Origin of the sequence: Chitinasiproducens palmae (assembly GCF_900095735.1) — a bacterium.
GTDB lineage: Bacteria > Pseudomonadota > Gammaproteobacteria > Burkholderiales > Burkholderiaceae > Chitinasiproducens > Chitinasiproducens palmae.
The window spans coordinates 361,550-383,557 of record NZ_FNLO01000003.1; the positions used below are offsets into that span (position 1 = coordinate 361,550).

The following is a 22,008-nucleotide window of genomic DNA, read 5'->3' on the forward strand; positions in this document are numbered from 1 at the left end:
TCCGCCTTGGCTGCGCACAGCGGTCGCCCGGCGCGACGCGCTATCCTGTACGGCGGGCGAGACTGATCTCTCCTGCCTCGAAGTCGTGCACGACCGGCCTGCCCTCGTTGGCACCGTCGTCCGCACACGCCTGTTCCTGCTCTGGAGTCCCCCGATGATCCGCGGTTTCCCGCGCCCCGGCGCCTGCCGTTACCTGTCCTTGCTGGTTGCACTGCACGTGCTGGCGGGCTGTACGGTGTTCCGGCCATCGGCGGCGCCCGAGCCCGTGTTACCGCCTCCGGCACGCAGCGAAGTGCCGCTCGACGCGCTGCCGGTTCCTCTGGCGCCACCGCCGCCGGCGCCGCCGCAGGCCGCCGCGCCGCCGCCGCCGAAACCCCGGCCCAAGCCGAGGCCGACGCACAAGCGCCCGACGCCAAGCAAGGCGGCGGCGGCGCCGGACGCGCCCGCTTCGAGCAGTGCCGCGGCACCGGCCGGCGCGCTGTCGATCATGACGATGCGCCACGATCAACTGCATGGCCTGCTCGAGAGCCCGGTGCAGCGCGACGGCAAGGTGATCGGACGCGCGATCGACATGGCCATTGACGTGAAGGGCAATCCGCGTGAAATGATCGTGAATCTCAGTGGCTTTCTCGGCGTGGGCGACCGCCGCGTCGCGTTCCCCTGGCGCATCTTCAAGATCGAGCCAAGCCAGAAGGTCGCCATCACGCTAGAAGGCGCGGCCAGCGGCGTGGCGCTCACGTCCGACCGCGAAACCGGCGACGCGGCGCTCGCGCCGCTCATCGACAGCAGCGTCGAGCGGCGCAACGGCGAGAAGATCGGGCGTGTCGTCGATGTGCTGGTCAACGCCGAGGCCCGCCCCCAGGGCATCGTGGTCGACACCAGCCAGAGCCTGGGCGACAGCAAGCGAAACTTCGCCGCGAACTGGACCGCGCTGTCGTTCCGGCATCGCGAGGGCGTACACACCGTCCTGCTCGACCTGAACCGCGCGCAGATCGAAGCGGTCCCGCCCTACGCGGCAACCGCAGCGATTCGTCTGGTCTCACCTCCCGCGCCCGCGGCGGCATCCGCCGCCGCCACCCCGGTCGCCAAAGCAGTCGCCACGTCAGCCGCCTCCGCACCGGCACCGGCCGCTCGCGCGTCCGATGCCGCCGCTCGCCCGAAGGCCGCTGCCCAGGCGGCGCGACCGGCCAGTCCCGCCTCCGCCGCTCGGCGCACGTCTCGCTAGGAAGCTCGAATTCATGGCACTTCCGCGAAGCCTGCGCGCGCTCGACTGGCTGAATTTCTTCGTTGCCGATGTCCAGACCGGATTCGGCCCCTTTGTCGCGTCCTACCTCGCCTCCCACAAGTGGACCCAGGGCGAGATCGGCCTGGCGTTGAGCGTCGGCACCATCACCGCAATGGTCAGCCAGTTGCCTGGCGGCGCGGTCGTCGATGCGATCCGCAGCAAGCATCTGGCCGCCGTGGCGGCCCTGGTCGCGATCACCATCAGCGCGTTGATGCTGGCGGCGAGTCCGACGCTGATGTCGGTACTCGGCGCCGAAGTGCTGCACGGCTTCGCGAGTTGCATGCTGACGCCGGCGATCGCCGCCATCTCGCTGGCCCTGGTCGGCCGGCAAGGCATGGGCGACCGCCTTGGCCGCAATGCCCGCTGGGCCTCGATCGGCGGTGCCCTCGCCGCTGCCGCGATGGGGGCCTGTGCCGAGTATTTCTCGGTGCGCTCGGTGTTCTGGTTGACAGCCGCACTGGCCCTGCCGGCGCTGGTGGCGCTGTGGTTGATCGAGCGCTCGCCCGCGGTCGTGCCCGCGCCGTTGCCACCGGTCGGCCGGACCGGACCACCGGCCGCCCGCGCCGGCGCGCCGCGCGAGAGCCTGCGCGAGCTGCTGCGCGACCGGCGCATGCTGATCTTCGCGGCCTGCGTCGTGCTCTTCCATCTGGCCAATGCCGCGATGCTCAATCTTGCCGCCGGCGAGGTCACCGTCAACATGGGCAACAATGTGCAGTTGGTGATCGCCGCCTGCATCATCGTGCCCCAGGCCGTGGTGGCGATGTTCTCGCCGTGGGTCGGGCGCACCGCGCAGCGTCTGGGCCGCAGGCCGGTGTTGCTGATCGGTTTCGCGGCGCTGCCGCTGCGCGCGCTGCTGTTCGCCGGCGTGCGCGACCCCTACCTGCTGGTACCGATCCAACTGCTCGACGGCATCAGCGCCGCCGTGTTCGGCGTGATGATGCCGTTGATCGCAGCGGACGTCGCAGGCGGCAAGGGCCGGTATAACCTGTGTCTCGGCTTCTTCGGTCTGGCCGCAGGCATCGGTGCGACCCTCAGCACCACCCTCGCCGGCTTCGCGGCCGACCATTTCGGACTGGCCACCAGCTTCTGCGGACTCGCGGTGGCCGGTGGCCTGGCCGTCGCCCTGGTCTGGCTGGCGATGCCCGAAACACGCGACGATCCTGAGCAGGCCGTCGACGGCCCGCAGCGCATCGACGACGAGCCGCGGCCGACCGCCTGAACGGCTGGTGGCCTGCCGCTCATGGCCTGCCGCTCATGGCGTGCCAGTCAAGGGCTGCGGGCCGCGAGCCGTCGGACGCGGGTTCAGCCCTCGATGCCGTCGAGGGCCTTGGCGATCGCGTTCGGATCGCTGGGCCGCACCAGCCGGGACACTTCCCGCCCATCGCGCAGAAACACCAGGGTCGGCCACAACTTGACCGCGAAACTGCGCCCCAGCGGCCGCCCCTTGCCGTCGGCGATTTTCAGGTGGCGCACGCCCGTCCGATCGTCGAACGCCGCCGCGATCGCCGGCTGTGCGGCGCGACAGAAGCCGCACCAGTTGGCACCAAACTCGATGACTGTCGATCCCTGCATCGCTTCGACCTCGGCACGCGTCGGCTCCTGTTCCGTATAGCCCTGATCGCTCATCGTTCCTCCTCCGCGGTTGCTTGAACACCCGTCATCCGTGCATCCGTCGTGCCACCCTGCCGGCGACGCGGCTCGGCCGCCGACCGGGTGCGCGCGTCGACCGCTTCCGCAACCGGTTCAGCGCCCGCTCCAGCGACCGGCTCGGCGACCGGCTCGGCGACCGGCGGCGGCGCGCGCGGCGGCATCCTTACGACGACATGCGCTTCCAGATCGTGCCGCACCACGTTCGCCGGCTGGGCCAAAGCCCGTGCCTGCGCAGGCGAACAAATCGATCCATCGAAGTGCAGCGAGACGTCGCGCGCGATTTCGACCATGCGTCGGGCGGCGTCGTAGCGGTAGCGCGACGCGTAATCGAGATGCGGCACGTGCACCGACACGTCGTCCGGCAGATAGGCCAGCGTCGCGCCCTCGGGCAGGACGATCCGGACCGATGACCGAAGCGCGTCCGACAGGCAGCGGAACGGCTCCGTGCGGACTGCGCGGATCGTCAGCGAGGCCATGGTCGGCGCCAACGAAGCCTGCACGACCGCGTCCGGTCGAATCTCCGTGTTGCCGGCCGGCAGCACCAAGCCTGGCAGCGCGCCATGCATGGCAGCCTGGAAGGCGCCCCGCATCAGCGCGACGTCGGATGTGTCGAAGGTTGCGACGGCCTGGATGCCGTTCTCGGCAAACCAGGCGTTCGCCAAGCTGGGCCTGCTCGCGGCCGGGACGTTGCGGATCGCCGAGCGTTGAAACTCGCTCGCATAGCCATCCCACTCCAGCCGCAACGCAAACTTTGCGTCGCCGCCCGGCTGCAGGTCGATCTCGAAGCGCGATCGGGTCATGCTTTCCTGGCGCGCCGGCAGGTGCACCACGGCCCCGTCGCCGACTCGAACGCCGGCGGCACCGAGCAACTGCGGCGGCAGATAGCCGAAACCCACGGCCGAGCCCGTCAAGTCCGCGTAAGTGCCGCTGTCGGGAAGGTAGGCGATGACGTGATCGAAGAAGGCCAGCGCCGGTACGCGGGGCAGTTGGGCAGCACCCTCGGCGCGCAGCAACACCGCGTCGTGCCGGATGCCGACCGCATCGAGCAGCGCACCGTACAAACCGACCACGTCCTTGCAGTCGCCATAGCCGTCGCGTAGCACATCGACCGGTGCGCGAGGCACCAGGTCGCTGCGTCCGAGATGAATCGCGACATAGCGGATATGCGATCGGACCCAGTCATAAAGCGTCGCGGCGCGAGCATGATCGTCGGCATCGTGGGCGGTAAGCGTCCGCGCCAACGCGACCACCGCGGGGTCCGGCGCCGGCGGAGCGCCCAGCAAAGCCCGGTATGCCGCGGCGAACGCCGCGTAGTCCGGGAAAGTCGAGACGATCAGGTAGTCGCCGACGTTCGGCGCCTGCACCGTATCGGCGAGCCGCTGCCGCGCGCTGTCGCGCCGGTACGTGAACCCGTAGCGCGTTCGTCCGTCATGCTCGACCGGCGGCACTGCCTCATACCCCCTCGCGTCGGCATACAACCGCATGTCCGACGGCAGATCGTAGACGATGCGACTTTCCATCACCGGCCAGACCGGCGCCGACATTGCATCGCTGAACGTGCCAGGCAGCTGTGGCTGCAAGTCCACGCGATAGCGGATGACCTGCCGCCCTCCGGTAGTCAGGTAGGGAAACAACACGACGCGCTGGCGCACATTGTTGAAAATCGGCGCGCTGCCGGTGGTATCCGCCGAGATATCGCGCATCGCGGTAGGCGGCACGTCGTGCCGCTTTCCCTGGCTGTCGACGGTGTAGGCCGCCAGCACGGCGAGCGTCGCAAGCCCGGTTTCGTAACCGAGGTAGAGGGGCGAGATCTCGGCTGCGCCGAGCACCGAATTGGCGCGCTGCATCCGCTCGACGGTGGCGACCAACGAACCGTCGCGCTGCACCACCTTCGTCGTGTCGAGGCGCTCGATGACCACACTCGCCCGATCGCTCGCGTCGCCCGACTGGACGAGATTTGGATGCACCGGGTTCGGATGCACTACCGCTGAAGCCACGACGGCCGGCGACGCGGCCGGTTGGGCCGCGGGTTGGGCCGCGGGTTGGGCCGCGGGTTGGGCCACGGGTTGGGCCACGGGTTGGGCCACGGGTTGGGCCACGGGTTGGGCCGCGGGTTGGGCCACGGGTTGGGCCACGGGTTGGGCCACGGGTTGGGCCACGGGTTCGGCCGCGCGCTGCGCTGTGGGCTGCGCGGCGAAGCACAACGCCGCGTGCAGCCCGAGCGCGCCGCCCACCATCACCGAAACGAGTCTTGCCACAGCGCATTCCCCTGAAGAGCACGGTGCCTCGCCTGTCTGAGACGGCGCCTTCCCGCGCAGAAGGCCACGGCCATGCAGATACACCTGCCCTGCGGAGCGATCGTTGCGAGCGCGTCATGACAGCGATCATACCTGCGAGGCGCACCTCGGCCGGAAGAACCGCCCGCGCGCCGCTCTGGCCGTCGTGACGCCGGGCTGGCGCCCGCCTGCAAGGGGGTGCCCACGGGTCGCCAGTGGGGCACCGACAACCCGGCGACGCTTCCCGGCGGGCTCGGACGGTGTCTGGAAAGGCGCGGATGAACCGCGCATTGAGCGACTTGATAAGCGACTTGATAAGCGACTTGATGGGCGACGTGAAGAACGACGCCGTGAACGACTCATTAGACGGCGCGTTGAACGACTCATCAAGCGACGCGACGAAGGGCGTACCAAACGGGGGGCCAAACCGGGTACCAAACCGGGTACCAAACGGCGTAACGAGCGGCGTAACGAGCGGCGTGATGAACGGTGTGATGAAAGGCACCGCCAACCGCGCAGACCGCGGCGGCTGGACGAACAGCGCGCATCGGCGCCCGCGCCCGCTCGAGTCGCTCACGGACTTTACCGATGACAGCGCTGGTGCCGAGGCGCCCCGACGTCCGGCCACATCGCGCACTGCCCGATGGCCTGGCTTTTCTCGGGAACAGCACAATGCCGGACGGGACCGCAACCGGCCAAGAATTGGCAAGAATCGGCATTGCTTAGGAATTAAGACGAATATGAATTGACCGGCATGCGGCGGCTACGCGACGATGACATCGCGCCCACCGAAGTCGGACGCTCGTCTGTCTTTCAATCACTTCGCCTGGAGGTAGCATGGGAGCGAATGTCTGGAACCTGAGTACGCAGTGCGATTACGCGACGCCAGAGAAAGTCACCACCGTCGAACTGCACATGTCATTGCATATGCCCTACAACGATCTGGCCAGGATGCAGGAATGGCTGGGCAGCGGTGACTGGGACGCCGCGACGCAATATCTGTCCGAGCGCCATCCGAGACACCGCGTGCTGCTTGCGCACTGGATGTCATCGAGCCAGCAGCGCAGCGAGCGCCGGACCGTGCCGGAATTGGCCACCGCCGCTTGATCGAATCACCTGGCGGCGCGGGTCCGGCGGCGCTGCGGCGCGCCACCCGCGCGATCGTCTGGCGCTACGTCGCGGTCGCGCTTTTCTTCGACTCCTTGCCGACGCTCACGCCGCAACTGGCGCTGGCCTTCGGACTGTCCAGCAACGCATTTCAAACGGTCCTGGGCAGCGCCTTCGTCGCGTTCGCACTCGCCCAGCTCGCCTCGGCGCCGGTCATCGCACGCGTCGGGACGCGGACCGCGATCGTCTGCGCAACGTTGTACCTCGGCGTTGGCGCGACCCTGGTCTGCCTCGTCACCGCGCCATTTGCATTCGTGCTGATCTTTCTGTCGATGTTTGCGGTCAACAGCATCGGCTCGAACGCCACCCGACTGCTGACCGCCCGGCTCGAACAGGGCGGTGGACGAGGCGTCCTGTTCGCGCGGGCATACGGCTGGGCGCAAGCGAAAAACGTCGTCGCGCCGCTGCTCGTCGGCGCGATCGCCGCGACTTTCGGCTGGCGAATGGCGCTGCTGATGGCCATTGCGCCGGTCATCGCGGTGGGCATCTGGGTCGGGTCCGCGATGCAACGCATCGACGGCATCTCGCCCGATTGTTCGCCTCGCACGCGTTGCTGGCTGGCCGTGCTCCGATCGCGATCGTTCATCGTTCCGACCCTGATTGCGGCGGCTTTCCAACCCGCTTTTGGTTGCGCAGCGGCGCGCCTGCCCTTCCATCTCGCCGATCGGGTCGGCGCGGATGCGTTCGCGATCGGGTTGACGGTCGCGCTTGCAAGTGCCGCGATCGCGACCGGCGTCGTGGTCGGAAGCCGCCTCGCGAGACGATGGTCGAGCCGTCGATCGATCGCAGTGGGCAGCCTGATGATGGGCGCGGGCCTGATCTGCCTGTTGCTCGCGCAAACAGACGCACCACCAATCATCGCCACCACCGGCCTCATCGCCATCCAGTCGGCGTACGGGTTCATCGTCGTTCCCTGCCTCGGTGAGGCACTCGACACCACGGACGAGCGACGGTTGCCGGCGTCAAGCCTGTTCGGCTTCGTTCAACCAGCGATCGGCGGGCTGTCGGTTGCGCTATCCGGCACGTCGCCACTGTCCGACGTCGCAACGGTCACCGTGCTCGGCACGCTATCGCTCACCGCAATCGTGGCACTGCTGTTCGCCGCGCGGCCGCGCACGATGGCGCTCTGACGCGATTGCACCGGTCTGCATGCCCTCGACTCCTGCCGCCCCTTCGACCTTGCGGCTGGCAGGGCCGCGGCGGCGCATCCGCGTCACCCTGTTTCAGGTCAGCTTGCCCGGTACCGCGCCAGCAATGCGTAAAGCACGGCAGCGGTCTCGACATCGACCACGCCGTCGAGCTTGGCTGGTCTGAAATGCAGTTGGAATGCGCGGACCAGGTGCGCGAGGCCGCTGGTGCTGGTGGCGGCAGCGGTGTCGTAGCCGTACCGGCCGAGTCCGGCAATCAGTTCAGCCGTGGACGGGATTCCGTTGCGCTCGAATGCTTGTGCAAAGCGCTGTTTGTCGTTCTCGTCGTACCACGCGCCGATGCCGGCCTGATGCAGGTCGTGCCAGGGAAACGCCGGCCCCGGATCGCTTTTGCGGCCCGGCGCGATATCGCTATGCCCGATCACATGGGTGGCGTCGATGTCGGGATAACGCTGCAGGATATTCAATGCGATCTGCTTCACTGCCGCCATCTGTCGTGGCTCGAACGGAGGAAAGTGCCACTGCCCGCCCGTGTCCGACGCGCGATTCACGATTTCGATGCCGATCGACGAATCGTTCAGGTTGGTACGCCCTGCCCAGCTACTGACGCCCGCATGCCACGCACGCTCCCCCTCGTCGACCAGATTGAAGATCCGCACCTCGTCGTAGCCGGCCGCCGCGTAGCTTGCGTCGGTCGGGTCGGGAATCAGATAGTGCGCGCTGACCACGCTTTTGCCGGACAGCGCCCGCACCGAGCCAGCGAAATCCAGCGCCGTGTAGTGGAAGACCAGGAATCGGACCCGGCGGTTGTAGGCGCTCAACGCGCGATAGCTGTTGTAGTCGATCTTGAACATTGCTTTCCCCTTCGACGAGACCGGGCGGGCGGCCCGCGCCTTCAAGAGGAATGCTAAGTTGCTGCCACGCCCGCCGATACAGGCCATGTGCCAGGTGTCGATGCGATCTATCCGCAGCCCGGATGCGCCCTCGGTAGGATGTTATCGGACCCTGGACCTGCGTCGTGCCCCGTCCGACCGAGGAACGCGTGCACACAAGCGTCGGTAGTGACGGGCGGGCTGGAAGGAAGCCGCTTCCGGCCGTTGCGGCGCAACGCCGGAGATGCAGTGGCCTGCCCAGACAACGGCAGCCGCACTGGCGTTGGCCACTCCACCGAGCCCGGTTCGCCCGCGCGAACGCGGCAGGCCGCGCTCCCACGCGACGTTGTCCTGGCCCGCGAACCGAGGACGAGCCCGCTTGCCGACCTATCGGCGATGGACATGTGCCATCCGCGCCGCGCGCTGCAGCCGAAGTGTCGTCGGCCGCGCCGTCGACCGCGCCCGAGCAGGTCGGTCGCCGCCGGCAATGGTCGGCACCCCGCATTGCAAACTTCGATCTGATGACTGTGCCGGTGGGCGGCGCGGCATGCGTCAGTCGCCGACCGAGCGGTGCCGCATTGCCGGGCGCGGTCGCGCGGGACCGCCCCAGCGCGGGTGGGACCAATGCTTGCAAAAGCGCCCCAAACCCTTATACTTCGGGCTGCCGCGGGCGTCGTATAATGGCTATTACCTTAGCTTCCCAAGCTAAAGACGTGGGTTCGATTCCCATCGCCCGCTCCACTTTCCGAGCTCCGCCTGGCGGGGCTTTTGTTTTTTCCGCTGGCCCGACACGACGGCGCGCGGTTCCGATGCCATGATTCCTGCCGATTCCCTGCCCGATCCGGACCGCGACGCGACCGATGCGGACGACCCGATTGCGCCGACGGAAACGAACGACCCGGCATCCGGCGCGCCCGCTGAGTCCGCCGAGTCCGCTGCAACGCCGCGGCGGCGCATCAAGAGTTTCGTGACGCGGGCTGGTCGCGTCTCGACCGGTCAGCAACGCGCTGTCGAGACCCTGGGTCCGCGCTTCATGCTGCCTTACCAGCCGGCGCCAGCCGATTGGCCGTTGCTCTACGGCCGCACCGCGCCGCTCATCCTCGAAATCGGTTTCGGGATGGGCAAGACCACCGCCGAAATCGCCCGCACCCGTCCCGACGACGATTTTCTTGGCGTGGAAGTGCATGGTCCCGGCATCGGCGCGCTGTTGAAACTGATCGGCGAACACGAACTCGGCAACATCCGCATCATCCAGCACGACGCTGTCGAAGTGCTGGAACACATGATCGCGCCGGGCTCCCTGCAGGGGGTGCACGTATTCTTTCCGGATCCGTGGCACAAGGCGCGTCATAACAAGCGACGCCTGATTCAGGCACCGTTCGCCGCGCTGCTTGCCTCGCGGCTGGCGCCGGGCGGCTATCTGCACTGTGCGACGGACTGGGAACCGTATGCTCAGCAGATGCTGGAAGTCCTCGAGGCAGAGCCGATGCTGCGCAACACGGTGTCGGGCTTCGCGCCACGGCCGGACTACCGGCCGATCACCAAGTTCGAGGCACGCGGCCTGCGACTCGGTCACGGCGTCTGGGATCTGATCTACCAGCGCGTCTGAGCCGGCAGCGGTCCGCGCGGACCGTTTGAAGCGGATGCGGAGAGCCACCGGCGTCGCGCCACTCCGCGCGCGTCGGCTGCTGCATAGGGCGCCGCGTAGGGAGCCCCGCGCTAGGAGCCGCGTTAGGAGCCGCGTTAGGAGCCGCACAGCGGGCCGCAGGCTGCCCCACGTCGCGCGCAGGCGGTACCGGCCGGGGAGGAAACGGGGCTTGGGCCGGGCGCGTGCCCGCATGCGCTATGTCGATGCGGCCGCTACCTTGGCCGGTCCGCCTGGCGCGCTCGGTCCACCGTCTCGCCAACGGCGGTCGGCCCGGCGCAGAAGGCCGCGCCGACGCGCCGCTCACTGCCAGTCGACCCAGCCCGCGTAGCTGGTCGCCAGGATCAGCACACCGAAGATGATGCGATACCAGGCAAAGCCGGTGAAATCGTGCGTCGCGATAAAGCGCATTAGCCAGCGCACGCACACGATCGCGCTGACGAACGCCGCGAACAGACCCAACAGCAGCACGCCGACATCGGAGACGTCGAACAGGCCGCGCGCCTTGTAGAGGTCGTGCACGGTCGCGCCGAAGATGATCGGAATCGCAAGGAAGAACGAGAACTCGGTCGCGACCTTGCGGTCGAGTCCGAACAGCATGCCGCCGATGATCGTCGAGCCCGACCGCGAGGTGCCCGGGATCAACGCGAAGCATTGTGCGATACCCACCTTGAGCGCATCCGCCAGCGTCAGGTCGTCGATCGAATGCACGCGCGCCGCAGTGTTGACCGCCGTGCGGCGGTCGCCGATCTCGCCGCTGCCCGCTCCCGCCTGCGCCGCCAGGCGACGATTGCGCGCCTCCGCGAACAGGATCACGATGCCGCCGACCACCAGCGCGATCGCGACCGGTACCGGCGCGAAAAGCGACGCCTTGATGCGGCTTGCGAAGGCCAGGCCGAGCAGCACCGCCGGAATGCAGGCCACGACGACGTTCAGCGCGAAGCGCTGCGCGCGCCGGTCGCTGGCCAGCCCTGTCGTCACCGCGGCGATGCGGGCGCGGAATTCCCAGCACACCGCGAGGATCGCGCCGAACTGGATGACCACATCGAAAATCTTGGCTTTCTCGCTGTGTTCGCCAAGCAGGCTGCCGGCAAGAATCAGATGCCCGGTACTGGAGACTGGCAGGAATTCGGTCAGTCCTTCGACGATGCCCAGGATGATCGCGTGCAGCGCGGCAGTGAGGTCCAAGCGGGTGACTCCGAGAAGAAAATATTAAGAAAAGGCGGCTCGCCGCGCACCGAAGGGGCCGAGATCCGGAGCGCCGGCATCGCGGCCTGGGCGGATCCTGCAGCTGCAGCCGCACCGGCGCGGCGTCGGATGAACCTCATGGCGGCGCGCGGCGATTATTGCTCGACGATTGTGACACGCACACCGTCGCGTAGCACCGTCATCGTGCCGGGCCGGTAATGCACCCCAGCGAAGCTCAGTTCCTCCGGCTTGAAGGTGTGCACCGGATAGTTTTCCAACAGCGACTGCACCAGGCTCGCGATCGCGGTGTTGATCTGGCCGGTATAGGGCCCCGCGTAGTCGCCCATGTCGATGCGATCGACCGCGGCGTTGCGCAGCACGATCGCGCGGGCGTCCGCATCGTAGGCCGGCGTGGCCGACAGGCGCAATGCGCCGGCCGCGGGCTGGGCGAGCAACGCGGTGGCCACGCGCGCGGCCACGTCGATCGCCAGGCGGTTGTTGTCGGGCAGCAAGGTCAGCCGCGGATCGGTCAGCGTAAGGTCGGCGATCTGCGCAACCTGCTGTCGGTAGGGAAACTTGCGCTCGACCGCGCGCTGCAACTGGGCGCGCGAGAACGTGTACTGCTGCGGAATGAACGGAAAGGTCTGGCTCCTTGCGCCGGGTAATGCGCAGGCAAGTCCGGCGAAGACGCCGGCCTTCAGCAGGCGGCGACGCGGCAGGGGATCGAACGTCATGGCGGCAGGCGTGGCAGCGATGCCCGAGATCTTACCGGAAGCGGCTGCCGTGCCGGAGGCCCCCTGCCGACCCGGCATTTGTTACAATCCGGGGGTTTGTCCGCCCGCATCGTAGCCAGCAGCCATCATGAACATCGAGAAAGCACGTTTCAATATGATCGAGCAACAGATCCGGCCGTGGGACGTGCTGGATCAGGACGTGCTCGAACTGCTGTCGGTCGTCAAGCGCGAGCATTTCGTGCCGGAGGCATATCGCAATCTGGCCTTCGCGGATCTCGAAGTGCCGCTGCCCGCCGGTCAGAAGATGCTGCCGCCGAGAATCGAGGCCCGCATCCTGCAGGAATTGGGGGTCCAGAAACACGAAACGGTGCTTGAAGTCGGCACCGGCTCCGGTTTCATGGCGGCTCTGCTCGGCCGGCGCGCGTTGCGCGTCGTGACGGTGGAACGCGTTGCCGAGCTGGCGAGCTTCGCGCAGCAGAACCTGTTGGCCGAAGGCGCCGGCAATGTCGAAGTGGTCGTCGGCAACGGCGCTCAGGGTTGGCCCGACGCGGCGCCGTACGATGTGATCGTGATGTCCGGCGGCCTGCCGGTCCTGCCGCAGTCGCTGTTGGAGCAGTTGAAGATCGGCGGCCGCCTGTCCGCTTTCGTCGGCAGCGCGCCGATCATGAAGGCGCAGATTGTCCGGCGCGTCAGCGAGACCGAATATCGGATCACCGACGTGTTCGAAACGTACGTCGAGCCGCTGGTCGACGCAATCGAGCCGTCTCGTTTCACGTTCTGAACGGTCCCCGCGACAGGAGTTGCCCGCATGCGCCAGATGACTGCCCCCGAATTGGCCGAGCGGCTCGCGGACCCGAGCCGGCCCGCGCCGCTGCTGCTGGATGTGCGAGAGCCTTGGGAAGTGGCACGGTGTGCGCTGCCTGGCATTGTCTCGATTCCGCTCCAGCAACTGCCAGCCCGCAGTGAGGAACTGGATCCGGACGCCGAAGTGGTCTGCATCTGCCACCACGGCGCCCGCAGTGCCAGTGCGGCGATGTTCCTCGAACGCGAGCGCGGTTTCACGCAGACCATCAACCTGTCGGGCGGCATCGACGCTTGGGCCCTGCAGGTCGATCCCTCGACGCCGCGCTACTGACGCATCGCGCGAACGCTGACGCCGGCCGCCATCAGGGAACGCCGACCGGGTGTCCGGCCAACGCCCGACCCGCCATCGGTGGGCGAAGGACCAAGTAAGCGCACCAAGTACGCGCGCCACGTCATGGCCATCGCACGATCGGACCAGTGGCGCGTGCCTACCGCTTTTTGACGCAAGCGGCGACCGCACCGTGCACTGGGCACCGTGCATCGGGCATCGGGCATCGGGCATCGGGCATCGGGCATCGGCAGCGACGGACCAGCGGCGCGGGCCGTTGCCTGACGTCAGCCCGCCGCCGCCCTCGTGCGCCTCCTCCGCCCCCAACGGACTGGCGGACTCGTTTGCATAAGCACGCCCTGGCGGCGTTTGCGCGATGGCCCTAGCGGGCTCGCGCGGGACTGCCCGACCGCTCGGGCAACCACTGCGCGAGCGCCGCTACGGTCCGCTCGGTCGCGCCCCGGTGGGCTGCCGCGAAATCGCGGGCCGCGGCCGCCATCGCGTCGCGACGGGCGCGATCCTCGAGCAGACCGATCAGCGCCTCGCCCAGCGCGGCAGAATCGGCCACCTGCACCGCCGCCCCGGCCGCGAGCGCGTCCGCGCTGGCGCGCGAGAAATTGAACATGCTCGGCCCGAACAGCACGGGTGTTCCCGCCGCACAGCTCTCGATCAAATTCTGGCCGCCGGTCGGCACCAGGCTGCCGCCGATGAAGGCCAGCCGAGCGCAGGCATAGTAAGCGGTCATCTCACCCATCGAGTCGCCCAGCCAGACCTGCGTCGACGGATCCACGGGCGCGCCGTCGCGCCACTGCGAACGGCGCGCGACGCGCCAGCGGGTCTGCGCGAGCCGCGCCACCTCGTCGAAGCGCTGCGGATGCCGCGGCACCAGCACCAGCAACGCGTCGGGACGCGCCGCCTGAAGCCGGTCGAAGGCCTCCAGCACCAATGCTTCTTCACCGTCGCGGGTGCTCGCCGCGACCCACACCGGGCGGTCGCCGAATGCGGCGCGCCAGGCCTCGCCCAACATCAGCAGCCTCGGCGACGGCGCGATGTCGAACTTCAGATTGCCGAAGACGCGGGGCGATGCGACTCCGAGGGCGCGAAAGCGCGCGGCGTCCGCCTCGCTCTGCGCATAGACGTCGGCCAGGCCGCCGAACACGGTGAGCGTGGCGCGGCCGAAGCGCGACGCGCGGGCGGCCGAGCGCGCCGACATTCGCGCGTTGGCAAGGATCAACGGCATGCGCCGAGCGGCGCAGCACTCGATCAAGGTCGGCCAGACCTCGGTTTCCATCAGCACGCCGACCGTGGGCCGCGCCTTCACCAGAAAACGCCCGACAGCACCCGGCGTATCGTAGGGAAGGTAGCACCGCAATACGGCGTCGCCGAACAGCGCCTCGCCGGTGGCGCGTCCCGACGGCGTCATATGGGTCAGCAGCAGGTCGCACTCGGGGTGCGCGGCGAGCAGCGCCCGTACGAGCGGCTCGGCGGCGCGCGTTTCGCCGACCGACACCGCGTGCACCCAGATCAGCGCACGCCGTGCATCGCGGCGCAGGTCGATCCGGCCGAAACGCTCGGCGACGTGATATCGATAGCCGGGCTCGCGGCGGCTGCGCCACAGCAAGCGAAGCACCGCGGCAGGCGCGATCAGCCACCAGGCGGCGCGGTAGAGCAGTCTGAGCATGGTGGCCGCCCGCAGCGCTCAGACCAACGCGCGGCCGCTCAGCCGTTCGAGGACCCGCAGCGGCGAACAATCCGGCTCCACCATCGCGGCAGCCGGCAGGAAGAAGGTCTGTTCGAGCATGAACTGACCCGACATCACCGCGTGCGACGCCTGATCCGAAAAACAGACCCAGACGCTGCCGGGCAGAAAAGGCATCGTCACCTGCGAGCAGTCGCGCTGATAGTCCATGTCGGCCTTCATCGCATCGTGCAGCGCCAGCATCAGGTGATCGTAGGCGCTGCGGCGCGTCTTGGTAATGCCCAGGACATCGAGCAGCCAGGCACTGCCGGGCGTCTGGCGCGGCAGCCGCGGCAGGAACCGCGCGGCCACGTCGTCGAAGGCCTCGCCGACACGCCAGACGCGCGGCTCGCCGAGCGGATTCACGTTGGCGAAGACGCGCAGGATCCGCTCGCCGTAGTTCGGGCGCGACGGAAACGCGTCGATGTGCAGCCGGCTGTCGTCCTTGCGCCAGGAGGTCTGGCGGGTTTCGACGCGATGCAGACGCAGGCTGGTCGGTGCGGCGCGCAAGCGGCCGCGGTACTCGGGCAGCAGGCCATCGATCAGGCCGGCCGCCTGCGCCGCATAGCGCGCGACGAGCGCACGCACGGCGGCCTGGCGGGTCTCGTCGCCGACCACGCCAACCAGCTTGCCGCCAGCGTCGAGACTGATGTTCTTGCGCTTCGGATCCGCGATCGCCGGATCGAGCAAGGCGCGCTCGTCGTCGGCCAGCGCGAATTCGAGACGCGGGAAATGCAGCACGCGGCCGCGCTCGAGCGAGGCGACCAGTTGGGTTCTCGGCACCGACAGGTTGCCGCCGTGCCAATCGCCGGCGACTTCGATGATCTGAGCTTCAGGCATCGGATGAGCTTCCGTGGCAAAGAGGGAAAACGGGCGTCACAGCAGTCCGAAGCCCGCCAGCGCGCGCTTCACGTCGACGATGTGCGGCGGCCGGTTGCTGGCGCCCAGTTCCACCACCGCGGAGGACCAATAGCCGCCAGTGCGCCATGCCGTCGAGAAATTGTAGAGCTCGACGGTTGGGCGACGCAGCGCGGCGGCGATGTGTACCAGGCCGGTGTCGACGCCCACCGTCGCCGCCGCCTGATCGATCAGGCCAACCACCGCGGCCAGCGACAGACGGGGCGGGACGACTGCCGCCTGGCCGAACTCGGCGGCGATGCGCTCCGAGACGACGCGCTCCGCCTCGTTGCCCCAGGGCAGGATCAACGATGCGCCGCGGCGTACCAGGGCCTGGCCCAGTTCGATCCAGTTCTGCTCGCCCCACGCCTTGTCCTCGCGAGACGTCGCGTGCACGAAGACGACCGACGGCACCGGCGGGTTCAGACCCGATTCCGCGAGCGCGCGCGCCGCAAGCCGGGTATCGAGACCGAAATCGACGCTGCCTGGATCCTCGTCCGGCAGCGGATCGCCGAGTGCGGCCGCGACCAGTTGGCGGGAGCGTTCGACCACGTGCGTACGCGGTTCGATCGCGACCTTGCGGTCGTAGTACCAGCGCGCCGGACGTTCATACCCGGCCCCGTCGGTGCGGTTGCCAAGGCCGATCACCGGCCCGCGCGCGCGCGAGGCGATCCATGCGGTCTTGAACAGCCCCTGGCAGTCGATGACGGCGTCGTACTCGCGCTCGCGCAAGGTGGCGACGAACGCGCGCCACTCGCGCCACGTGGCGCCGGCGACCGGGCGTTTGCGCCAGCGGCGCAAAGCGACCGGAATGACCCGATCGACGCCTCGCACCAACCGGACCAGGTCGACGAAGGCCTCCTCGACGATCCAATCGATCTGAGCGTCCGGATGCCGGCGCCGGATGTCCGCGATCACCGGCATGTTGTGAACGACGTCGCCCAGCGACGACACTCTGACGATCGCGATCTTCAAGCGTTTGCCGTGGGGAACGGAAGCATCTTCCCCGAATTGAGAAACCGACATAGTACCCGTGAAAGCACAGCGCCGGCCGCGGCGTTCCAACGCGACGGCCGGCGTGCAAAGCTGCATGAAAGCGTTGTGGCGGCAACCCTGGAACGGGCGCCGGACCGCGCGCGCCACGCCAACGCGGCGCGCGTGCCGCTCCGATGCGTCAGAAAGGCAGGGCTGCGTCCGGCTTCTCGGCGAGGATGACCTGCTTGAACTGAGCCTTGATCCGCTCGAGCGCCGCCTCGTTGTCGGCCTCGAAACGCATCACGACCACGGGCGTCGTGTTCGACGAACGTGCCAGGCCGAACCCGTCCGGATATTCGACGCGCAAGCCGTCGATGGTGATCACGTCGTCCGCACCCTCGAATGTCGCATTCTGCTGCAAACGGGAGATCAGCTCGAAGTTTTCGCCTTCCGCGCACTTGAGCTGCAGTTCGGGCGTGCACAGCGAGTTCGGCAGGCTGTTGAGCAGTTCGCTCGGCTTGTCGACACGCGACAGGATTTCCAGCATGCGGGCGCCGGTGTACAGGCCATCGTCGAAACCGTACCAACGATCCTTGAAGAACACGTGCCCGCTCATCTCGCCGGCCAGCGGCGCGCCGGTTTCCTTCAGTTTGGCCTTGACCAGCGAATGGCCGGTCTTCCACATCAGCGGCTCGCCGCCCTTCTCGCGCACCCAGGTGCCGAGATTGCGGGTACATTTCACGTCGTAGATCACCTGGCCGCCCGGGTTGCGCGACAGCACTTCCTCGGCGAACAGCATCAACTGGCGGTCCGGGAAGATGACCTGTCCGTCCTTGGTCACGACGCCGAGCCGGTCGCCGTCGCCGTCGAACGCGAAGCCGACCTCCGCGTCGCCCTCGGCCAGCGCCTGGATCACGTCCTGCAGATTCTCGACGTGCGCCGGGTCGGGATGGTGGTTCGGGAAGTGTCCGTCGACATCGCAGAACAGCTCGGTGATTTCACAGCCCAGCGCCTTGAACAGACGCGGCGCGAACGCGCCGGCCACGCCGTTGCCGGCGTCGAGCACCAGCTTCATCGCGCGCGCCGGCTTGATGTCGCCGACGATGCGCTCGATGTACTGATCGGTGATGTCGTACTGGTGGAGCTGGCCCGTACCTTCGGCAAAGCGGCCGGCGGCGATGCGCTGATAGAGACCCTGGATCGCGTCGCCATAGATTGCCTGGCCGCGCAACACCATCTTGAAACCGTTGTAGTCCGGCGGGTTGTGGCTGCCGGTGACGACGATGCACGAATCGACATTGCGCTCGGCGCCGTCGATCTGCAGCGGCACGTTCGTCGCGAAATAGCCCATCGGGGTCGCGACCATGCCGATGTCGATCACGTCGACGCCCGCCGCACGCAGACCGTCCGCCAACGCCGCCGACAGTTCGGGGCCCGACAGACGCCCGTCTCGACCGATCACGACGGCATCACCGCCCTGCTCGCGAACCTCGCTGCCGAACGCGCGGCCAATGCTGCGTGCGACGTCGGCATCCAGCGTCTTGCCAACCACGCCACGGATGTCATACGCCTTGAAGATCGAATTCGAGATCATCGTTTGACTGACCCTTTAATCAAGATAGTAGAAAAAACCGGCTGCCCATGCCATGCCGGACCGCGCTCCAACGAGACGGCACCGGCGCGGCCGCCCGCTCGGCAGCAATTGACTTCTATAATTGCAGGTTTTGCGCGGCGCCGCTTGGCTCGTGTCGCCGACGCATGATCCAGATCATGGGCGGCGCGGTCGGTGCGGCCGCCATCGCAACCGCACGCCGCCATGCTGCCGCGTCTGCGTCATGCCGCGCGCGGCGCCCGGGCCGGCGCACTCACCGTACACGATACCCGCGGCCCACTCGCCTGCCATTCTACTGCCCGATGCCTGCTCCGCACCTTCAAGCCGTCCGCGCCGCGCGGCGCCCCGCCCCAGCGCGGCGCGCCACGCGAGTGCGGGCGCGCCGGCCGTCCGCGCCGGAGCTACGATGCGACTGAACCATCCCGACGTGCGCCGGGCGCTCGCCAATCTGTTCTGGCTTGCCGCGGAGCGCGGCACGCAGATCGTCGTGGCGATCGTCATCGCCGGTGTCATGGCGCGCTACTTCGGCGCCGAGGCGTTCGGCAAGTGGCAGTATGCGTCGACGTTGCTGCTGGTCCTCGCGCCGCTGACCTGGGTGTGCGGCGCGGAGTTGATCGTGCCGGCGATGGTCGGCGCGTCGCCGGCACGGCTCGCGACGATGATGGGCAGCGCCTTCGCGCTGCGCTTCGGCGTGTCGGTGGCGGCCCTGATCGTGACATGGGCCGGACTGGCCGTTCTCGACGTCGACCCGGTGGTCGCGACGATGCTCGCCGGACTGGCGGTCACGTTGCTGACGCGCGAACCGTTCGGCGTGGTCAACGCCTGGCTGCAGAGCCGCACGCATTCGCGGCCCGCGCTGATGATCAGCGCCACGACGGCCGTGCTGAAGGCCGGCGCTGTGTGCGTTGCCGCACACATGCTGCTCGCACCATCCCGTTTTGGCTGGCTTTGGGCCGCGGAAGGCGTGCTGGGCGCCATTCTCCTCAGCGGCTACTACGCGCGCGCGCGCAACGGCCGCTGGAATTGGCGTCTCGACTGGCATGTCGACATGTCGCTGCTGAAGCACTATGCGCGCGCCGGCGTGGTGTTCTGGCTGGCGCTGGTCTGCATGTACGTGTTCCTGAAGCTCGATCGCCTGATGCTGAAGCACTACATCGACTACACGACGCTGGGGCGCTACGGCGCCGCTCAGCAGCTCAACGAGAACTGGAGCCTGATGGCGTCGATGCTCGCGCAGACGCTGGCGCCGGCCTTCATCTATCGGGTTAGCGATCCGCGCCGCCTGCTGCGCAATGTGCTGCGACTGAGCATGCTGACCGGCATCGCGATGGCATTTGGCGCGCTGCTGTTGAGCGCGGCGGCGCCGATGATCGTGCGCATCGTGTTCGGTCCCGGTTTCGGGACGGCGGTCGTGATCTTTCGGTGGGCCGTGTGGCTGTCGGTGCTCGCGGGCGTCGAGGCGGTCGGCAATCTCCTGCTTCTGAAGGATCAGGCACGTCACACGGTTCTGTTCAAATGGCTCGGAGCGCTGCTCGCCAGCGCGGTGGCGAACCTGTACTTGATCCCGCGCTTCGGCGTGTTCGGTGCCGTCCTCGGGCTGGCGATCGGCTATGGGGTCGCGATCGGCGTGAACCTCTGCTACTTCGGCTGGCGCCGCCAGCAACTGCGATGACGCGAAACGAAACCGGTCCGCTCGACGACGTCGCGGTCCTGATGCCGGTCTACAACTGCCAGGAGGATGCGTGGCGTACGTTGGCCTCGCTGCGCGAGACGGCCCCGCTGCGCGTGCTGGTGGTCGACGACGGCAGCGAGCCGCCCTTCGCCGCGCCGCCCGCGCGCGACCTGCCGGGTCTGCGCATCGAGGTGCTGCGCCTCACGCCCAATGGCGGCATCGAAGCAGCGCTCGCGGCGGGCGTCGAGCATTTGCATGCGCAGGGCGTCGAATTCGTCGCGCGCATCGACGGTGGCGATCTCGCGCGGCCCGGCAGGATCGCCGCGCAGCGCGCCGCGTTCGTCACGGCGCCTCGGCTGGGCGCGCTTGGCACCTGGGCGCAAGCCGTCAGCCGCGACGGACGCCCGCGCTTCGTGATGGCGCCGCCGACCGAGGCCGCGGCGATCCGCCGGGTGCGCTTCGCGCGCAGTTGCTTCATTCATCCGGCGATGATGTTGCGCATGCGGGCCGTGCGCGCCGCCGGCAGCTACCGGGACCGTTATCCAGCCGCGGAGGATCTCGACCTGTTTCTGCGCATCATGCGCGAATGGGACTGCGCAAACCTGCCGCTGATCGGCATCGACTACGAGTTGAACGAGAGCGGCATCAGCGCGAGCCGGCGGCGGCGCCAGATCCTCTCGACGTTGCGCCTGCAGTGCGTCTACTTCGAACCCGGCAACCCGTTATACTGGGTCGGCTTCGCGAAACACCTGCTTCATCTGCTGACGCCCTACGCGGTGCTCTCGAACGTCAAGCGCATGCTGCGCCCGCGTGAGTCCGCCTCTCGACCGATCCGAAGATGAAGTCGCTCTCCGGACAGCCCGTCTGTCTCGTCTCGAATACCGCCTGGTCGATCTACAACTACCGGCGCAGGTTGCTGCATCGCCTGCTCGACGGCGGCTGGCCGGTAGTCGTGATCGCGCCGCGCGATGCAACGTTCCCGGCGCTCGAAGCGCTGGGCTGCGTGTGCGTCGACCTGCCGCTGGCGTCGAAAGGCACCCGCGTCAAGGAAGACCTGCGCACGCTGCTGGCGCTTCGTGCGCACTATCGGCGCCTGCGGCCGCGCCTGATCTTCCACTACACGATCAAGCCGAACATCTACGGCACGCTGGCGGCGGCACTGGCCGGCCGGCCCTCGGTAGCGGTGACCACCGGCCTGGGCTACGTCTTCCTGCATCGCAACCGGACGGCCCAGATCGCGAAGACACTGTACCGCCTGGCCTTCCGCTTCCCGCGCGAAGTGTGGTTCCTGAACCGGGACGACCACGAGACCTTCCTGCGCGAGAAGCTGCTGGCGCACCCGGAGCGCGCGCGCCTGCTGGATGGCGAAGGCATCGATCTGGAGCATTTCGGCTACAGCGAGATGCCGTCGGCGCCACCGTTTACCTTCGTGCTGATCGGCCGCCTGTTGTGGGACAAGGGTGTCGGCGAATATGTCGAGGCGGCGCGGCAGCTGCGTGCGCGCTACCCGCACGCGCGCTTCCAGCTGCTCGGTCCCGCCGGCGTCGACAATCCCAGCGCGATCTCGTCTGCGCAGGTAGCCGCCTGGGCCGACGAGGGCGTGATCGAATACCTCGGCCAGGCCGACGACGTGCGCCCGGCGATTGCGGCCGCGCACTGCGTGGTCCTGCCGTCGTATCGCGAGGGCATGCCGCGCACGCTGCTCGAGGCCGCCGCGATGGGTCGACCGATCGTCGCCACCGACGTGCCCGGCTGCCGCGACATCGTGCGCGATGGCGTGACCGGCCTGCTGTGCGCGGCTCGCGACGCCTCGGCGCTGGCCGCGGCGATGGCGCGCCTGCTCGACATGACGCCTGTCGAACGGACCGCGCTGGCGCAGCGCGCCCGCGACGACGCAACGCGGCGTTTCGACGAGAACCGTGTCGTCGCGCGCTATCTGACCTTACTGAACGATACAACCGGCGCCGCGGCGCCCCTTCCAACCACCCATCCCGAAACGAAACAGGACTAGACGATG

General features: G+C 68.2%; 20 protein-coding genes and 1 tRNA gene. 12 read left to right on the forward strand and 9 right to left on the reverse strand.

Translation table 11 applies throughout. The features are described 5' to 3' along the window. Positions 1-154 precede the first annotated feature (154 nt). A complete protein-coding gene (locus BLU54_RS07330) occupies positions 155-1,225 on the forward strand; it encodes a PRC-barrel domain-containing protein (protein WP_139169531.1) in 1,071 nt (356 codons plus the stop codon). A gap of 13 nt (positions 1,226-1,238) precedes the next feature. Beyond that, positions 1,239-2,504, forward strand: a complete 1,266-nt coding sequence (locus tag BLU54_RS07335) for an MFS transporter (RefSeq protein ID WP_091906518.1) — start codon at positions 1,239-1,241, stop codon at positions 2,502-2,504. Positions 2,505-2,587: 83 nt separating this feature from the next. Here the strand turns inward: BLU54_RS07335 and BLU54_RS07340 are convergent, their stop codons facing one another. Together BLU54_RS07340 and BLU54_RS07345 are read right to left on the reverse strand one after the other, a co-directional pair. Then, positions 2,588-2,911: a thioredoxin family protein gene (locus tag BLU54_RS07340; RefSeq protein ID WP_091906520.1), complete on the reverse strand. Its 324-nt coding sequence runs from the start codon at positions 2,909-2,911 to the stop codon at positions 2,588-2,590. Next, positions 2,908-4,902, reverse strand: coding sequence for a DUF3857 domain-containing transglutaminase family protein (locus BLU54_RS07345; RefSeq protein WP_139169533.1), 1,995 nt, complete (start codon positions 4,900-4,902; stop codon positions 2,908-2,910). Before BLU54_RS07345 ends, BLU54_RS07340 begins: the two co-directional genes overlap by 4 nt. A 587-nt stretch (positions 4,903-5,489) precedes the next feature. Between BLU54_RS07345 and BLU54_RS23155 the strand changes: the two genes are divergently transcribed. The 3 genes from BLU54_RS23155 (at position 5,490) to BLU54_RS07355 (ending at position 7,508) form a co-directional block, all read left to right on the forward strand. Next, positions 5,490-5,960, forward strand: a complete 471-nt coding sequence (locus tag BLU54_RS23155) for a hypothetical protein (protein WP_139169535.1) — start codon at positions 5,490-5,492, stop codon at positions 5,958-5,960. 88 nt (positions 5,961-6,048) lie between these two features. Continuing rightward, entirely contained in the window at positions 6,049-6,318 is a 270-nt protein-coding gene (locus BLU54_RS23655; RefSeq protein ID WP_170845061.1) for a hypothetical protein, read from the forward strand. Continuing rightward, positions 6,315-7,508 (forward strand): MFS transporter, encoded by a 1,194-nt coding sequence (locus BLU54_RS07355; protein WP_170845062.1) that lies wholly within the window; start codon positions 6,315-6,317, stop codon positions 7,506-7,508. The genes BLU54_RS23655 and BLU54_RS07355 overlap by 4 nt, the downstream gene beginning before the upstream one ends. Before the next feature lie 98 nt (positions 7,509-7,606). Here BLU54_RS07355 and BLU54_RS07360 read toward each other — a convergent pair whose 3' ends face one another. Beyond that, complete coding sequence (locus BLU54_RS07360) at positions 7,607-8,380, reverse strand: N-acetylmuramoyl-L-alanine amidase (protein WP_091906529.1); 774 nt, start codon at positions 8,378-8,380, stop codon at positions 7,607-7,609. Positions 8,381-9,064: 684 nt separating this feature from the next. On the opposite strand from BLU54_RS07360, the gene BLU54_RS07365 reads away from it, so the two are divergent. Both BLU54_RS07365 and trmB read left to right on the forward strand, forming a co-directional pair. Next, positions 9,065-9,139, forward strand: a tRNA-Gly gene (locus BLU54_RS07365). A 73-nt stretch (positions 9,140-9,212) separates the two neighbouring features. Beyond that, positions 9,213-10,007 (forward strand): tRNA (guanosine(46)-N7)-methyltransferase TrmB, encoded by a 795-nt coding sequence (gene trmB, locus BLU54_RS07370; protein WP_091906531.1) that lies wholly within the window; start codon positions 9,213-9,215, stop codon positions 10,005-10,007. Positions 10,008-10,346: 339 nt separating this feature from the next. Here trmB and BLU54_RS07375 read toward each other — a convergent pair whose 3' ends face one another. After that, positions 10,347-11,231: an undecaprenyl-diphosphate phosphatase gene (locus tag BLU54_RS07375; RefSeq protein ID WP_091906533.1), complete on the reverse strand. Its 885-nt coding sequence runs from the start codon at positions 11,229-11,231 to the stop codon at positions 10,347-10,349. A 155-nt stretch (positions 11,232-11,386) separates the two neighbouring features. Beyond that, positions 11,387-11,965, reverse strand: coding sequence for a DUF1439 domain-containing protein (locus BLU54_RS07380; protein ID WP_170845063.1), 579 nt, complete (start codon positions 11,963-11,965; stop codon positions 11,387-11,389). Positions 11,966-12,092: 127 nt separating this feature from the next. Here BLU54_RS07380 and BLU54_RS07385 point away from each other — a divergent pair, with 127 nt between their 5' ends. After that, complete coding sequence (locus tag BLU54_RS07385) at positions 12,093-12,746, forward strand: protein-L-isoaspartate O-methyltransferase family protein (protein ID WP_091906537.1); 654 nt, start codon at positions 12,093-12,095, stop codon at positions 12,744-12,746. A gap of 27 nt (positions 12,747-12,773) precedes the next feature. Beyond that, positions 12,774-13,100, forward strand: coding sequence for a rhodanese-like domain-containing protein (locus tag BLU54_RS07390; protein WP_091906539.1), 327 nt, complete (start codon positions 12,774-12,776; stop codon positions 13,098-13,100). Positions 13,101-13,479: 379 nt separating this feature from the next. On the opposite strand, the gene waaA is transcribed toward BLU54_RS07390, so the two are convergent. From waaA to BLU54_RS07410, 4 genes are all read right to left on the reverse strand, one after another. Continuing rightward, complete coding sequence (gene waaA, locus BLU54_RS07395; protein ID WP_091906541.1) at positions 13,480-14,778, reverse strand: lipid IV(A) 3-deoxy-D-manno-octulosonic acid transferase; 1,299 nt, start codon at positions 14,776-14,778, stop codon at positions 13,480-13,482. 18 nt (positions 14,779-14,796) lie between these two features. Next, positions 14,797-15,675, reverse strand: coding sequence for a Kdo hydroxylase family protein (locus BLU54_RS07400; RefSeq protein WP_091906543.1), 879 nt, complete (start codon positions 15,673-15,675; stop codon positions 14,797-14,799). Between the two features lie 36 nt (positions 15,676-15,711). Then, complete coding sequence (waaC, locus tag BLU54_RS07405; protein WP_268874508.1) at positions 15,712-16,707, reverse strand: lipopolysaccharide heptosyltransferase I; 996 nt, start codon at positions 16,705-16,707, stop codon at positions 15,712-15,714. A gap of 199 nt (positions 16,708-16,906) precedes the next feature. Beyond that, complete coding sequence (locus BLU54_RS07410; RefSeq protein WP_091906546.1) at positions 16,907-18,301, reverse strand: phosphomannomutase/phosphoglucomutase; 1,395 nt, start codon at positions 18,299-18,301, stop codon at positions 16,907-16,909. A 424-nt stretch (positions 18,302-18,725) separates the two neighbouring features. Between BLU54_RS07410 and BLU54_RS07415 the strand changes: the two genes are divergently transcribed. From BLU54_RS07415 to BLU54_RS07425, 3 genes are read left to right on the forward strand one after another with little or no spacing between them, the layout of a single operon-like run. After that, on the forward strand, positions 18,726-19,991 hold the full coding sequence (locus BLU54_RS07415) for a lipopolysaccharide biosynthesis protein (RefSeq protein WP_139169539.1): 1,266 nt from the start codon (positions 18,726-18,728) through the stop codon (positions 19,989-19,991). Next, positions 19,988-20,833, forward strand: coding sequence for a glycosyltransferase (locus tag BLU54_RS07420; protein ID WP_139169541.1), 846 nt, complete (start codon positions 19,988-19,990; stop codon positions 20,831-20,833). The genes BLU54_RS07415 and BLU54_RS07420 overlap by 4 nt, the downstream gene beginning before the upstream one ends. Next, positions 20,830-22,002 (forward strand): glycosyltransferase family 4 protein, encoded by a 1,173-nt coding sequence (locus BLU54_RS07425; protein ID WP_091906551.1) that lies wholly within the window; start codon positions 20,830-20,832, stop codon positions 22,000-22,002. The genes BLU54_RS07420 and BLU54_RS07425 overlap by 4 nt, the downstream gene beginning before the upstream one ends. Positions 22,003-22,008 lie beyond the last annotated feature (6 nt).